Below are 15,613 nucleotides of genomic sequence, written 5' to 3'. Positions count from 1 at the left end.
GTCAATCTAATTGTATAAACTCAAAAAAAGCCAGGTAAAATACCCAGCCCTTTTTATGACAGAATCTTGGAAACAACACCGGCTCCTACTGTGTGTCCGCCTTCCCTTATAGCAAATTTTAATCCTTCTTCCATTGCTATCGGTGTTATTAATTCTATTGTCATCGTTACATGGTCTCCGGGCATTACCATCTCTACGCCCTCTGGTAATTCTATTACTCCTGTTACGTCTGTTGTCCTGAAGTAGAACTGTGGTCTGTATCCATTGAAGAACGGTGTATGTCTTCCGCCTTCTTCCTTTGTTAACACGTATACTTGTCCTTCAAATTTCGTGTGCGGTTTTACTGACCCTGGTTTCGCCAGTACTTGCCCTCTCTCTACTTCATCTCTTGTTACTCCTCTTAACAGTACTCCTATGTTATCTCCTGCTTCTGCTTCGTCCAATGTCTTCCTGAACATCTCTACTCCTGTTACTACTGTCTTCTTGCTTTCGTCTGATAAGCCTATTATCTCTACTTCGTCTCCTACTTTTAATTTGCCTCTCTCTACTCTTCCTGTTGCTACTGTCCCTCTTCCTGTTATTGTGAATACATCTTCTACTGGCATCAGGAATGGCTTGTCTACGTCTCTTTCTGGTGTCGGTATATAACTGTCAACTACATCCATTAATTCCCATATCTTGCCGCACCACTGACAGTCTCTTTGTCCACATCCGCATTCCATTGCTTTTAATGCTGAACCTACTACTATCGGTGTGTCGTCTCCTGGGAATTCATATTCGTTTAATAGTTCTCTTACTTCCATCTCTACTAGTTCGATTAATTCTTCATCATCTACCATGTCTGCTTTGTTTAGGAATACTACAATGTATGGTACTCCTACCTGCCTTGCTAACAGGATGTGCTCTCTTGTCTGCGGCATTGGACCATCTGCTGCTGATACTACTAGTATCGCTCCGTCCATCTGCGCTGCTCCTGTTATCATGTTCTTTACGTAGTCTGCGTGCCCTGGACAGTCTACATGCGCATAGTGCCTTTTCTCTGTCTCGTATTCTACGTGCATTGTGTTTATTGTTATTCCTCTTGCTTTCTCTTCTGGTGCTTTGTCTATTTCATCATATGCTGTGGCTTGTGCCATCCCTTGCTTTGACAATACTATTGTTATTGCTGATGTTAACGTCGTTTTGCCATGGTCTACGTGCCCTATCGTTCCTATGTTTGCATGGGGTTTCTTTCTTTCAAATTTTTGCTTCGCCATTTCTTTTTTCCTCCTACTTTAATAAACTCATCCACGCGTTTCTATTGTTTTAAATATAAAAAAATAAAATTGGAGCCCATGACCGGGATTGAACCGGTGACCTCCGCCTTACCAAGGCGACGCTCTGCCGACTGAGCTACGTGGGCAATCATTATTTTGCATCGATTTTAAATTTTACTATAAAAGCTTTAAAATGTCAATAGTTAACTATTTCTCATCTCGAGATACCTTTCAAGCTTCCTCTTGACTCTCTGGAGGGCATTGTCTATTGACTTTACATGTCTTCTCAACTCAACAGCAATTTCTTGATATGATTTGCCGTCAAGATAAGATATAAGCACTTCCCACTCTAGATCGCTAAGCATTTCTCCAATCTTATTTTCGATGTTAACGTATTCCTCTCGGTTTATTATTAGCTCCTCAGGATCTGATATACACTCACTCGATACAACATCCATCAAAGTTCTATCAGACTCTTCTTCAAAGATAGGTTTGTTCAGAGAAACGTAAGAATTTAGAGGAATATGTTTCTGCCTTGTTGCAGTCTTAATAGCAGTTATCATCTGTCTTGTTATGCATAGTTCCGCAAACGCTTTAAATGAAGAAAGTTTATCACTTTTGAAATCGCGAATAGCCTTATACAGCCCAATCATACCTTCTTGCACTATATCTTCCTTGTCTGCACCGACCAAAAAGTAGGAACGTGCCTTTGCTTTGACAAAAGAATAGTACTTATCAATGATAAACTCTAATGCTGCTTGATTGCCCCTTTGGGCTTCTTCTACGATATCGCCTTCATCCATTGATGAAAACACATTGTATAAATCTATTTGTGCCCCCGATTTCACAAAAATCGCCTCCGCTTATAGGCCAAGTTCACATAATAATTATACTTTTATTGTACATTATAGTCAAGAACATTTTTTTTCATTCAGCCATTTTCCGCAGTTTTTTTATAACTTCTTCAGAAAGTCTTGATTCAATACTATCCTTTTTATCATCTTTTGTATATAATTTCTTCTTGTTTTCCAAATAATTATTCAATTCTTCGTATAATTCCCTAGCTGACATTCTTATGGCCCCTTGACCTAAAACAACTTGCTGTAAAATCCAGTCAGAAGTTACAACAACAACCTTATCATTTTTTATTATGTCTTTTATGATTCCTTCTATATAACTATCGGCAGATTCACCTTCCTTCGTATATACAACCTCAAGCCCGCTATAATATTCATGCTTTTGTTGGCTTCCTTTTACATACATTGCATCAAAAACCAATATTATGTTAAATCCTGTATACCCTCTAAAATTTAGAAGTATATCTATCAATTTCTGCCTGGCATCTTCAAGACTGCTTTTAGCTTCAAGCTTTAAATCTTGCCAATTGTTTATTATATTGTAACCATCAATCACCATATACATCAGATCACGCCTTACCCATCCTCTGTCTTATAACCTCATACATAAAAATAGAAGCCGCAACCGACGCATTTAAAGAATTTATATTCCCTCTCATAGGTATTTTCGCTATATAATCACAATTTTTTTGTGTAAGCTCAGACATTCCTTTTCCTTCACTACCTATTACAATTGCTACAGGCCCAGTATAATCAACATTTTGAAAATCGACGTCTGCATCTAAACTGCTTCCAACAATCCAAACACCTTGCTTTTTAAGATTATTTATAGCATTGTTTATATTAGAAACTTTAACTATTTTAATGTATTCGGTTGCGCCTGCTGACGTTTTTACTACCGTACTATTGACAACAGCGGATCTTCTCTTTGGTATAATGATACCATGAGCAGAAAAAGCTTCCGCAGTCCTTATTATGGCACCTAGATTATGTGTATCTGTGATTCCATCCAATAGCAAAATAAAAGGTTTTTCACCTCTTTTTTCCGCATATTCAAGTATGTCTTCAACTTCATAATACTTGTATAAAGAACATAAAGCTGCAATCCCTTGGTGATTGCCATAATTAGACAGTTTATCCAAAGTTCCATTATCTGTCGTAGAAACGATTATATTTTTATCCCTTGCTGCTTTTATAATCTTAGAGATATTACCCTTTGCATTTTTCGATACATATATTTTTTCAATTTCACGACCGCTATTAATAGCTTCCAAAACAGGATTTCTTCCGTATATTATATTTTCATTTTCCTTCATAATCTAACCCTCATTTATATTATATTTAATGCACAGTTAAGTATTTCATCTAGCCTATCGTATCTTCCTAAAAGATATAAATATCCTAATAGTGCCTCAAATGCAGTAGCCAGCCGGTATTCTTCAATACCGGCGTGCTTTGGAATAGTTGCACTTTTTACATTTCGTCCTCTCCTTATTATGTCCTTTTCTTCTTCGTCAAAAATATCATAAAGCTTTTTTAAAATTTCTGACTGAGATGATGCTTTAACATATTGTACACATTCTTTATGAATTTTATTTATAGGCCTATTTCCCTTAACAGCGATGTGCGTTCTTATGAATAAATCATAAACGCTATCGCCAATAAAAGCCATTATAAGTGGAGATAAGCTCATAACCTCTTGTTTCGAAAGTATTTTATTGTTTTTTATAATAAAGCTATCCATTAAATCCTCTTCCACCTTACTCCACTAGGAGTATCTTCTAATGCTATCCCTTGTTTTTTAAGCTCATCTCTTATTTTATCAGCTTCTGCCCAATTTTTCGCCTTTCTAGCTTCCTCTCGCTTTTCTATCAATTTCTTTATTTCATCATCAAGCAAATCACGCTTTTTATATGATATACCAAGTACAGAAGACAGTTTTAAAAATATATCTAATATATATTCTATCAATTCTTTAGGAGAATTTCCATCAATATTTGTATTAATATCCCTCACCATCTCAAAAAGAACCGAAATAGCATCGGCAGTATTAAAATCGTCGTCCATTGCTTCTTCGAACCTTCTTTTATATTCATCATATTTCTCTTTATATGCTTTTTCCTCATCACTTAACTCCCTGTCTAAAGCATCATCTAAAAGATGTCTAAGATTGTCAACTGTATTGCTTAACCTTAAAAATCCACTTTTTGACTGTTCTAGAAGGTCATGACTGAAATTTATTGGATTTCTGTAATGTGATGTCAACATGAAAAATCTCAATACTTCCGGATCATATTGGCTTGTTATATCCCTCACAGTAAAAAAGTTATTTTTTGATTTCGACATTTTTTCGTTATTGATATTTAGATATCCAATATGCATCCAGAATCTTGCAAATTCTGCATCATTAGCAGCTTCACTTTGTGCTATCTCATTTTCATGATGCGGAAATATCAAATCAGGACCTCCTGCATGTATGTCTAGTGTTTTCCCTAGATACTTTGTCGACATTGTAGAGCATTCAATGTGCCAGCCAGGCCTACCTTTTCCCCATGGACTATCCCAGTAAGGCTCCCCTTCTTTAGCAGCTTTCCAAAGAACAAAATCTGTTGGATTTTTTTTATCCTCATTTACTTCTATCCTCGCTCCTGCTTTTAGTTCATCGATATTTTTATGCGAAAGCTTACCATATTCTTTGAACTTCGTTGTGTCGTAATACACATCGCCATTTAATACGTAAGCAAATCCCTTATCTATCAATTTTTTTACAAAATTGATTATATCATCTATGTTTTCGGTAGCTCTTGGATGAACCGTAGCTCTTTTTATTCCAAGACTATCCGCATCTTTAAAATACTCCTCAATATATCTGTCAGCCAATTCCTTGACAGTCGTATTTTCTTCATGTGACCTTTTGATAAGTTTATCATCTATGTCAGTAAAGTTTTGTACATAGTTCACCTTATATCCTTTGTATTCAAGGTATCTTCTAACCGTATCAAAAACGATAAACGCTCTTGCGTTTCCTATGTGTATAAAGTTATACACAGTTGGACCACATACATACATGTTTACAATATTATCATTTAAAGGAACAAACTCTTCTTTTTTTCTCGTTAATGTATTATATATCTTCATCTCTATCATCCTCCATGTTATTCATATAAGACTCCAGTTTCTTTATCCTAGCTCTCAAACTTCTGATTTCGTCCTCTATAGGATCAGGTAACTTACCGTGCTCTAAGTCAATATTTAATTTTGAAGCTGACTTGACCTTTATATTATCTTTTTTCACGCAATGTCCTGGAACACCTACAACAGTACAATTAGGCGGAACGTCGTGCAGTACAACAGCACCTGCTCCTATTTTTGTATTATCGCCTATTTTGATAGGACCTAAAACTTTAGCACCACTTCCTATTACAACATTGTTTCCTATTGTAGGGTGCCTTTTTCCTTTATCTTTTCCAGTACCGCCCAGTGTAACACCCTGATACAGTGTTACATTATCACCTATCTCTGTAGTCTCCCCTATCACTACCCCCATGCCATGGTCTATGAAAAATCCCTTACCTATTTTTGCGCCAGGATGTATTTCAATTCCCGTGAAAAATCTGTTAAATTGCGATATAAGCCTTGATAATAACAATAGTTTCCTATTGTATAGATAGTGAGCAATTCTATGCATAATTATAGCATGAAATCCCGGATAGCATAAAACCACTTCCAAAACACTTTTGGCTGCAGGATCCCTTTCAAATACTACTTTTATATCCTCCTTCAATGTTTTAAACATTAAAATCAATCTCCCTTTGAAAAAAATTAAATAAATGGTAAAAAAATCCCCCATCATCCAGAGACGAGGGGGCTCGCGGTTCCACTCTGATTGAGTAAACTCCACTTGTATTTATAACGGATACCCGTACGCTTAATTGCGTATAGCTCATGGGTGCACTTCACACAATATATCCAGAAGCTGCTTTCAGCCCATGACAGCTCCTCTCTTTTGGAATCTACTATGCTACTCTCCCACTCATCACATTTACGATATTAATTTCATCGCTTTATCAATCCTGTATAATATCTTTTGTTTACCTAAAAGAGGAATTATCATTACAAGTTCTGGTCCATGATCCTGTCCTGTTATAGCAAATCTTATAGGCATGAAAAATGCCTTGCCTTTAACCCCTATCTTCTTCTGCAACATCTTAAGCAATGTTTTAACAGACTCTTCACTGATATCTTCCATATTTTCGATCTCTTCTTTGAAGCTCTTCAAAACTTTCATTGCATCGCCACATAATATATCGTCTTTTAGATTATCGTCATATTCAATATCATCATCAAAAAACATTTTCGCTTTGTCTTTTAATTCTGCAACATAATGTAGACCGTCTTTGAAAAGAGACACTACCTTTTTTAACCATTCATAAGTCTTATCATCAACATCTTTGATATAACCTGCTTCTTTAAAATATGGTATTGCTAGGTCTACTATTCTATCTACAGAACTCATTTGAATATAATGCTGATTCATCCAGTTTAACTTTTCAATGTCAAACACAGGATTTGCACTGTGAATTTTATTGAAATTAAACTTTTTGATTATTTCATCTTTTGACATCAATTCGACATTATCCTCAGGCGACCAGCTTAAAAGCGATAAAAAGTTAAACATGGCCTCAGGAAGATAACCCATCTCTCTATACTGTCCAATGTAAGTATTGCCATGCCTCTTTGACAGCTTAGTCCTATCTGGCCCTAAGATGAGTGGCGCATGCGCGAATACGGGCGGTTTAAAACCTAATGCTTCATATATAAGCAGCTGCTTCGGTGTATTGTAAATGTGGTCTTCCCCTCTTATAACGTGCGAGATCTTCATAAGAGTATCATCAATTACAACTGCAAAATTGTAAGTGGGCATGCCATCAGATTTAACTATTATCATATCTCCACCCAGTGTATCTGATTTAATCTCTATTCTCCCTTTTATCATATCATCAAACGCTATTATAACATCATCAGGTATAATAAACCTGATTGATGGTTTTCTGCCTTGTCTTAAGTATTCCTCTTCCTGTTCTTTAGTCAAATGTCTACATCTTCCCGAATACCTCGGTATGTCGCCTCTTTTAACAGACTCTTCCCTATCTTTATCCAGTTCTTCAGGTGTACAGTAACATCTGTACGCCTTACCTTCTTTTATAAGTTGTTCTGCATATTGTCTATAAATATGAAGCCTTTCGCTTTGTCTGTAAGGTCCATAATCACCAGGTTTATCAGGCCCTTCGTCCCACTCAATGCCAAGCCAATTTAACTCTTTAAAGATGAGCTTTTCAAAATCTTTTGACGACCTAGTCAAATCCGTATCTTCTATCCTTAATATCAGCTTAGCACCTTCGCTTCTTGAAAATAGATAATTAAACAAAGCCGTACGTATATTACCAATATGAATCGCACCTGTAGGACTTGGTGCAAATCTAACTCTTTTCTCCATATAGCCATCTCCATCTTTTGTATTCATCATATACATTATACAAATTTTATGTCATTCTTACAATACATCATTACTAAAATTGTTTGCAAAGGGGTAGCATGCGCTACCCCAAGCAAATCATTTAACAGTCATATGATTTACTTTGACAGACGGAATACTTGTAAGTTCCTTTGAAAATTCATTTATATAGTTTTCATCCCCTCGTACATTCAATGTTATAAGCCCGTTATCATCGCTGTCATCATGTATTCCGAATCTCGCCAATATATTTTGACCGTGTTTAGTCAACACCTCTTGAACTTTAGGTGCAAAATCTGACCTTTTATCAACGGAAATGCCCATTATGTAAATCGACATGCAACCACTCCTTTCTACTTTATTTTTTTATTAATCGCAAAATATTATGCGAATAAAAAAGGAGCATTTAGCTCCTATATACTATTAATAATCAGTTCTTTAACCTTATTTACCACTTCATCATAATTTAATTCAATTGAATTTTCATCTCTTCTAAGTTTTAACTCAACAATGTTGTCGGAAGCCTTTTTACCTACTGTTATCCTTATAGGTATTCCCAATAGATCAGCATCATTAAACTTAACTCCTGCCCTTAAATCCCTATCATCTATCAGCGTCTCAATGCCAGCCTTGCTTAATTCATCGTATATTTTTTCTGCCAAATTCCTTTGTGCATCGTTAGAGACATTGACTGGCACAACAATGGCATGATATGGAGCTATAGACATAGGCCAAATAATACCTTTATCATCGTGATTTTGTTCTATTGCGGCAGCAGCAATCCTATTTAACCCAATGCCATAACATCCCATTATCATAGGCTTTTCATTTCCATTCTCATCAATGTAATTTGCACCAAGTGCATCAGAGTATTTTGTCCCTAACTTAAATATGTGTCCTACTTCAATACCCCTCTCAAGTTTTAAAGGATTCCCGCATCTAGGACATTTATCACCATCTACGACTTTTCTAATGTCTGACACCACATCTGCCTTAAAGTCTCTCCCGTAATTGGTATTTTTCAGATGGTAATCTGTTTCATTTGCACCTACGATGATGTTTTTCATCATAGGCACCTCCGCATCAGCTATCAAAAGGACATCTCCTTTAAGCCCAATAGGGCCAGCAAATCCTACATTTGCGCCTGTCACACTCCTTACGGTTTCTTCATCTGCAAAATCTATATCATTTTCATTTACTTTAAGTAAATTTGCTAACTTCACAGTATTTACTTCTCTATCTCCTCTTAAAAGCACAGCTGCAACTTTATCTTTATACGTATATATTAATGTTTTAACAAATTTATCTGATTTTACGTCTAAATATGATACGAGCTCATCAATTGTCCTTACATCTGGCGTATAAATCTTTTCTAATGGCTTTATTTCCTCATCGCTTTTATGCTCTACAGTACATTCAGCTTTTTCCTCATTTGCAGCATATCCACAGCTATCGCAGTACGCTATTACAGCTTCACCTACGCTTGAAGTTACCATGAACTCTTTCGAGTCTTTTCCGCCCATCGCACCTGAGTCTGCTTCAACAACTGTGTACTTCAATCCGCATCTATCAAATATTCTGCAGTAAGCATCGTACATCTTGTCAAAAGAAGCATCAAGTCCATCCCAATCCACATCAAAGCTGTACGCATCCTTCATAATAAACTCACGAGATCTCATGACTCCAAACCTAGGACGTCTCTCATCCCTGTACTTCGTTTGTATCTGATATATAGTCAGCGGAAGCTGTCTATATGACTTCACTTCATTTCTCACAAGATCCGTAAATACTTCTTCATGTGTGGGTCCCAAACAAAACTCTCTATCATTTCTGTCTTTTAGCTTAAACATCTCAGGTCCAAACACATCCCATCTTCCAGATTCTTTTAAAAGTTCCGCAGGTATGATAGCAGGCATAAGTACTTCCTGTGCACCTGCTCTATCCATTTCTTCTCTTACTATTTCTTCAATCTTCTTAAGTACTCTTTTTCCAAGAGGAAGATAGATATATACGCCTGATGCAAGCTTTCTCATCATAGCAGCTTTTAACATAAGTGTATGACTTGGTATCTCCGCTTCTGCCGGAACTTCTCTTAATGTTGGTATAAGTAATTGTGATAGTCTCATCGTTTACCTCCTAATATTTATCATGTTTGTATTTTGTTTAATTTAATTTTAACTGTCAATACATTTTTCAATAAGGCTTACAATTGCATAAGCCGATATTCCTTCTTTTCTTCCTGTAAATCCAAGCCCTTCTTCAGTCTTGGCTTTAATGTTAACTCTGTCAATTCCTATATTTAACACTTTCGACAAGTTTCTCGCTATGGCATCTTTATATGGAGATATCTTAGGCTCTTGAGCTACAACAATACAATCTATATTATTTATAGAAAATTTGCCTTTAATCAAGTCCATAGTCTTTTTAAGAAGAACAGTGCTATCTATATCCTTATAAATCCACTCTGAATCAGGAAAATGCGTTCCTATATCTCCAAGTCCTGCAGCACCAAGAATTCCGTCAATCACCGCATGTATTAGCACATCCGCATCAGAATGACCCAGTAGCCCTTTCACATATGGAATTTGAACACCACCTAATATTAATTTCCTTCCTGCCTCCAGTTTGTGCACATCGTATCCAATTCCAACCCTCATAGCAACACTCCTTTATCTTTTAATATCAAAATTGCCATTTTTATCAACAAAAAGATCTATTCTACTATTTCTATACCTGCCAGAAGGCTTAAGTGTTTTAACAGCAAAACCTTTATTTGTATGAATCATTATTGACCTTATTGAAAAGTCTGGCGATGAAAAATGATATTCTCCTTCTTCGTTAAAAGACATATACCAATTCACCTTTCCAAAAATGTTGTATTTTTTTAACTTCTGACCTCTGTCCAATACAATCACTTTGCTATCAGTCAAAATGTTTACAAAAGATGTTATTTTTTCAAACAGGCTAACTTTAGGCGCCTCTTCTACGCCAAATATTTCTTTAAGATCCGGTATTGACGCATTTAATATGCCTCCATGTCCTGCATCCAGAACATGCTGGTTTCCATTTACACCCAAAGCACTTTTAATTAATACAGTTCCATCTCCTTTGTCATCTCTTACAACGCCTACAGCCCGCCCATCCGGCCATACAATATCGTCATCGCTTTCTGTCACTTGAATAAATTTATTTGTGTATATTCCATTGCCTGAAAATACATATATCTCATTCGCTCTTTCATACAATCTATCAATAGAATAATTTAATTCATTTAAAAAATCATTCTGCTCCTTCATATAAAGTATATTTTTAAATAATATTTTATTGTTTTTAATTGGATATTTAAAAACATAGTTTCCATACTCATGAGTTGGTAAGAGGCATTTTATGGATGGAATGTATTTTCTAATTATCATAAGCTCATCTTTTTCACCTTTTATTTTGCCTATTGCCCATATAAAACCTCTTAAAAGTATATTTAAAAAATCTTCGTCATTATCAGGTGGGACTGCTCCACCTTCCCATGCATAATATGCATTAGCAGCACCATAATGAGGCGATGACAAAAATATGATTTTGTCTACATCATTTCTGTAAAAATCTCCTTGAACATAACTTCGCAATAATAAACCACCCATGCTGTGGCATGCAACATCAACTTTATCACAATTGTTTTTTATTTTTGCCTCATTAATCTTGGACATAAGCGTATTTACACATTCAGGTATATCTTTCCACCACTCATAATAACATATAAACAGGTTTTTCCCTTCTGTATATCCTAACGTTTTAAGATTGTTAATAAACGAATCGTATATATAACCTGCAGGTCCAAATCCCCATGCTTTCCCAACAAGTGTGGGAACATATATTGAACCAAAAATTCCGTGTACAAATACAAGAGGCCTTCTCATTATAATCACCTCATATAATCTCAACTACAATACTCCTATAATAATTATATGAGTTTTAAAGCATAATGTTATTGATATATTATATGGTCTTCAAGAAAGCCTCTGATATTATTAGATCTTCTGGTGTAGTTATCTTGATATTCCTGTAACTCCCTTCCACAAGCTTGACTTTGTATCCAAGCCTTTCAACAAGAACGGTATCATCAGTACCTAAAAATCCATCTTCTATTGCCTTTAAATGTGCTTTGTATATAAGTTTGTAGTCAAAAATCTGAGGCGTCTGAATTGCCATAAGGCGGTTCCTGTCAGGCGTGTCAATGACAAAATTATCATTATCAACAACTTTTATTGTATCTTTTACAGGAACTGCAATGCCTACAGCACAGTAACTTTTAGCTTCTTCTATGCCTTTTTGCAATGTCACCCTGTCAATAAAGGGCCTAGCGCCATCATGTATCAATACTATATTGCACCGATTATCTACCGATTTTAGACCCATGAAGACAGATTCTTGTCTCTCAGACCCTCCCACAACTATATGCTTAACTTTTTTAAAATTATATTTATTAACTATTTCACTTTTGCAAAATTCCAAATCCGGTTCAGACACCACTAAAACAATCTCATCAATTTCATCAACATTTTCAAAAGCCTTTATAGTGTAATAGAGAACTGGTTTTCCATTCAAATTTAAAAAAACTTTATTTAATTTTGTTCCCATTCTTTTGCCTTTACCAGCAGCAACTATTATCACACTAATAAACATAATGCACCCTCTAAATAAAATATACTGGTAAAATTATATCACAATCAGTGTCTTTCCGCTATTAACAAAATAAAAAAGGCATTCTCTAATAGAGAAAATGCCTGATAAAACTACATAGCTTTTTCCTGGTCTGATTGCTTCGGTTTTGCAAATATCATTCTACCAGCAGCAGTCTGTAACACACTTGTAACCAATACATCTAAAGTATCGCCTATGTGCTTTTTTCCACCATCTACTACTATCATCGTACCGTCATCAAGATATGCTATCCCCTGCCCTGACTCTTTTCCATCCTTTATTACCTGTACAACCATTTCTTCTCCAGGTAGTACAACAGGTTTAACGGCATTTGACAGCTCATTTATATTAAGCACTGGAACACCTTGAAACTCCGCTACTTTATTGAGATTATAGTCATTTGTTATGACTTTTCCATTCATCATCTTGGCAAGCCTCAAAAGCTTGGTATCCACTTCAGATGCATCAACATCTTTATCTATGATCTGGACCTTCATATCAAGTTCTTTTTGTATTTTATTTAGGACATCAAGCCCTCTCCTTCCTCTGTTTCTCTTTAAGGAATCGGATGAGTCTGCTATGTGCCTTAATTCCTCAAGAACAAAATTGGGGATTATAAGGGGTCCTTCTACAAATCCCGTCTTACAAATATCAAATATTCTACCATCAATTATAACACTTGTATCAAGAATTTTAGGAATTTCATTTATTTCTACCTTTTGCGATTTTTGCTGACCCATCTTTTTTACTATCGCAAATAAATTCATAAATTCATCCTTTTTCTTCAATGATATACTTATTCCAAGATAACCAAAAAATACGCTAATAATAATAGGAATGACTTTACCAACAATCGGTAGCTGATAAATTGGAGCACTTATAAGATTTGCCAGAATTAAGCCAACGATTAGCCCAAAAGCTCCTATTAAAATATCGTATATAGGTGATTTCTGAAGTGCCATTTCAAGCCATGTTTCAAAATCTTTTCCCCATTTAATAAGTTTAGGAGAAAGAATGAAAAATATAATTCCACCTATAACAGCACCAACAGTGTATATTACAACTGATGTAATGCCTGTTAATCTCAAATTTATTAGCTTTTGAAGATTTAAAACCGCAATCGATAAATAAATTGCTTCAAATCCAAGTCCAAAACCTACTAGCGAAATAATCCCTCTTACTATTTTATAAAGCATATATTCACCTCCACTTCTATTATTATCAAATATGTCATTAAATATAAGTCAATGGGGAAATTTTATAAAAAAATACATAGCAAATTTTACATGTATAGCGCTTCTTCAATAAAAGTATACTACTAATAGATAAACATTGTCAATTTACAAAAAATTTCATCATGTTATAAATGTTATTTCGTGTAAATATTGACAACACAACATTTACAAGTATATAATTAATCTAAGATTTTAAAAAACGGGAGTGGGCATAACCATGAAGGATATAATAGTCGATGATCTACAAAATACAGTAGAAGAATTCCTAATTCGTCACAAGAGCATTCTCGATATTTTAACAAAAATTCAAGAAAGCAGTGCCAGAGTCAACAGGGCGGTAGCAAAATCAGTAACAGAGTGTGGATGTTTAAAAATTAATGCTCAAAAGCAAGAAATACCTGAAGATGCAACTATCGAAGATGCACATAAGTATATTAAAACACACGTTGATGGAGAACTGTGTGATAACTGCAGAGAAGTCTTAGAAACAGAAATCGGTAACAACATATTTTATACAATTGCGCTTTGTAATACACTTGGTTTAAATTTCTACGATATTCTGCTTAAAAAAGATAAAGAGCTAAATACGCTGGGAGTTTTTAATATGCTGTAATTTTAGTGGGTAAAACCCACTTTTTTAATTTTTAAAGATGTCCATCAATTCAATAATGTTTTTAATTCTTATTACATTTATCCCTTCGGTTTTCTCCATTTTCATGTATGGAACGAATATCGTTTTGAATCCCATCTTTTTTGCCTCACTGATTCTTCTTTCTAAATTGCTTACTGCTCTAACCTCGCCTGTTAAACCTACTTCACCGGAAAAGCAGATATCATTAGAAATTGGCACATTTAAATAGCCTGACATTACTGCTGATACAATTCCTAAATCTGCTGCAGGTTCCTGAACCTTTAATCCTCCTGCAATATTTAAATATACATCTGATTGCGAAAGATTGATTCCACACTTTTTCTCTACAACAGCCAGCAGAAGGACAAATTTGTTGTAATCTATCCCTGTAGACATTCTTCTGGGCAATCCGAAATTAGTGTGGCATATAAGCGATTGAACTTCTAGAAGAATCGGCCTTGTACCTTCCATTGAGCTTATCACAGCTAAACCTGGCGCATTTAAATCTCTGTTAGAAAGAAGCACCTCAGATGGGTTTTTCACTTCTTTTAGGCCTTGAGACTCCATTTCGAATACACCTATTTCATTTGTAGAGCCAAATCTATTCTTATATGCTCTCAATATTCTAAACGATTGTGTTCTATCACCTTCAAAGTACAATACGGTATCTACCATATGCTCTAATACTCTTGGACCTGCTATAGAACCTTCTTTTGTAACATGTCCTATTATGAATGTGGTTATTCCATTTTGCTTTGCAAGCCTCATAAGGTGCTGAGTAACTTGCCTTACCTGAGATACGCTTCCTGGTATAGTTGTGCTTTCTTCCGCATACATAGTTTGTATAGAATCAATTATCATAAAACCCGGTGATATTTTTTCTATATGCTTTTCAACATTATTTATGTTTGTCTCAGCCAAAAAATATATATCCTGTTTTCCTCCTATAATTCTGTCAGCTCTTAGCTTTATCTGCCTTGATGATTCCTCACCCGACACATAAAGAACTTTTGTGAAGTTAGACATAATATCCGAAACCTGTAAAAGCATTGTGGACTTACCAATCCCAGGTTCACCACCTATTAAGACTAATGAACCCTGCACTATACCGCCACCCAGCACCCTGTCAAATTCGCCAATACCTGTCTTTATGCGGTCTTCATCTTTTGCTTCTACATCTTTCAAAAGCTCCACTTTTGATGTTAATAACCCCTGCTGCGACTTTTTATCATCTTCTTTCTCAACCTCTTCTACAAACGAATTCCATTCATCGCAGTTAGGGCATCTGCCCATCCATTTTGCACTTTCAAACCCACATTGCTGACATACAAACTTAGTCTTTTCCTTCTTCACTTTGCCACCGACTTTCCAATTTAATCTATATTTATTATAACATAGAAAGCAATAAAAATAGGGCACCC

At 35.4% G+C, this 15,613-nt stretch carries 16 protein-coding genes, 1 tRNA gene and 1 other annotated feature; of the genes, 1 reads left to right on the top strand and 16 read right to left on the bottom strand.

Translation table 11 applies throughout. The features are described 5' to 3' along the window. Positions 1-53: 53 nt before the first annotated feature. The 15 genes from tuf to TTHE_RS02000 form a co-directional block, all read right to left on the bottom strand. A complete protein-coding gene (gene tuf / locus TTHE_RS02070) occupies positions 54-1,256 on the bottom strand; it encodes an elongation factor Tu (protein ID WP_013296961.1) in 1,203 nt (400 codons plus the stop codon). 70 nt (positions 1,257-1,326) lie between these two features. Continuing rightward, a tRNA-Thr gene (locus TTHE_RS02065) sits at positions 1,327-1,402 on the bottom strand. Between the two features lie 57 nt (positions 1,403-1,459). Next, positions 1,460-2,104 (bottom strand): RNA polymerase sporulation sigma factor SigH, encoded by a 645-nt coding sequence (sigH, locus tag TTHE_RS02060; RefSeq protein ID WP_013296960.1) that lies wholly within the window; start codon positions 2,102-2,104, stop codon positions 1,460-1,462. Between the two features lie 79 nt (positions 2,105-2,183). Beyond that, positions 2,184-2,678, bottom strand: coding sequence for an NYN domain-containing protein (locus TTHE_RS02055; RefSeq protein WP_013296959.1), 495 nt, complete (start codon positions 2,676-2,678; stop codon positions 2,184-2,186). 4 nt (positions 2,679-2,682) lie between these two features. Beyond that, on the bottom strand, positions 2,683-3,429 hold the full coding sequence (rlmB, locus tag TTHE_RS02050; RefSeq protein ID WP_013296958.1) for a 23S rRNA (guanosine(2251)-2'-O)-methyltransferase RlmB: 747 nt from the start codon (positions 3,427-3,429) through the stop codon (positions 2,683-2,685). Positions 3,430-3,443: 14 nt separating this feature from the next. Continuing rightward, positions 3,444-3,857, bottom strand: coding sequence for a Mini-ribonuclease 3 (locus TTHE_RS02045; RefSeq protein WP_013296957.1), 414 nt, complete (start codon positions 3,855-3,857; stop codon positions 3,444-3,446). Further along, positions 3,857-5,251: a cysteine--tRNA ligase gene (gene cysS, locus TTHE_RS02040; protein WP_013296956.1), complete on the bottom strand. Its 1,395-nt coding sequence runs from the start codon at positions 5,249-5,251 to the stop codon at positions 3,857-3,859. The genes TTHE_RS02045 and cysS overlap by 1 nt, the downstream gene beginning before the upstream one ends. Continuing rightward, on the bottom strand, positions 5,238-5,909 hold the full coding sequence (gene epsC, locus TTHE_RS02035; protein WP_013296955.1) for a serine O-acetyltransferase EpsC: 672 nt from the start codon (positions 5,907-5,909) through the stop codon (positions 5,238-5,240). Before epsC ends, cysS begins: the two co-directional genes overlap by 14 nt. Positions 5,910-5,965: 56 nt before the next feature. Next, positions 5,966-6,159, bottom strand: a binding site (T-box leader). Beyond that, complete coding sequence (gene gltX / locus TTHE_RS02030) at positions 6,156-7,610, bottom strand: glutamate--tRNA ligase (protein ID WP_013296954.1); 1,455 nt, start codon at positions 7,608-7,610, stop codon at positions 6,156-6,158. (Overlaps the previous feature by 4 nt.) A gap of 117 nt (positions 7,611-7,727) precedes the next feature. Continuing rightward, a complete protein-coding gene (locus TTHE_RS02025; RefSeq protein WP_013296953.1) occupies positions 7,728-7,967 on the bottom strand; it encodes a hypothetical protein in 240 nt (79 codons plus the stop codon). Positions 7,968-8,041: 74 nt separating this feature from the next. Beyond that, a complete protein-coding gene (locus TTHE_RS02020; protein WP_013296952.1) occupies positions 8,042-9,754 on the bottom strand; it encodes a proline--tRNA ligase in 1,713 nt (570 codons plus the stop codon). 48 nt (positions 9,755-9,802) lie between these two features. Further along, positions 9,803-10,285, bottom strand: a complete 483-nt coding sequence (gene ispF / locus TTHE_RS02015; protein ID WP_013296951.1) for a 2-C-methyl-D-erythritol 2,4-cyclodiphosphate synthase — start codon at positions 10,283-10,285, stop codon at positions 9,803-9,805. Between the two features lie 12 nt (positions 10,286-10,297). Continuing rightward, positions 10,298-11,566, bottom strand: a complete 1,269-nt coding sequence (locus TTHE_RS02010; protein ID WP_013296950.1) for an esterase/lipase family protein — start codon at positions 11,564-11,566, stop codon at positions 10,298-10,300. 55 nt (positions 11,567-11,621) lie between these two features. Further along, positions 11,622-12,308 (bottom strand): 2-C-methyl-D-erythritol 4-phosphate cytidylyltransferase, encoded by a 687-nt coding sequence (gene ispD, locus TTHE_RS02005; RefSeq protein ID WP_013296949.1) that lies wholly within the window; start codon positions 12,306-12,308, stop codon positions 11,622-11,624. Between the two features lie 110 nt (positions 12,309-12,418). Next, positions 12,419-13,522, bottom strand: a complete 1,104-nt coding sequence (locus tag TTHE_RS02000) for a PIN/TRAM domain-containing protein (RefSeq protein ID WP_013296948.1) — start codon at positions 13,520-13,522, stop codon at positions 12,419-12,421. A 256-nt stretch (positions 13,523-13,778) separates the two neighbouring features. Here TTHE_RS02000 and TTHE_RS01995 point away from each other — a divergent pair, with 256 nt between their 5' ends. Continuing rightward, the gene (locus TTHE_RS01995) at positions 13,779-14,174 is read left to right on the top strand and encodes a hypothetical protein (RefSeq protein ID WP_013296947.1); all 396 of its coding nucleotides are present in this window, start codon (positions 13,779-13,781) and stop codon (positions 14,172-14,174) included. A gap of 24 nt (positions 14,175-14,198) precedes the next feature. On the opposite strand, the gene radA is transcribed toward TTHE_RS01995, so the two are convergent. Further along, entirely contained in the window at positions 14,199-15,545 is a 1,347-nt protein-coding gene (gene radA / locus TTHE_RS01990; RefSeq protein WP_013296946.1) for a DNA repair protein RadA, read from the bottom strand. Positions 15,546-15,613 lie beyond the last annotated feature (68 nt).

Source organism: Thermoanaerobacterium thermosaccharolyticum DSM 571 (genome assembly GCF_000145615.1).
GTDB lineage: Bacteria > Bacillota > Thermoanaerobacteria > Thermoanaerobacterales > Thermoanaerobacteraceae > Thermoanaerobacterium > Thermoanaerobacterium thermosaccharolyticum.
The sequence above is the reverse complement of the archived record's forward strand: the minus strand, read 5'-3'. Positions and strand labels throughout refer to the sequence as shown.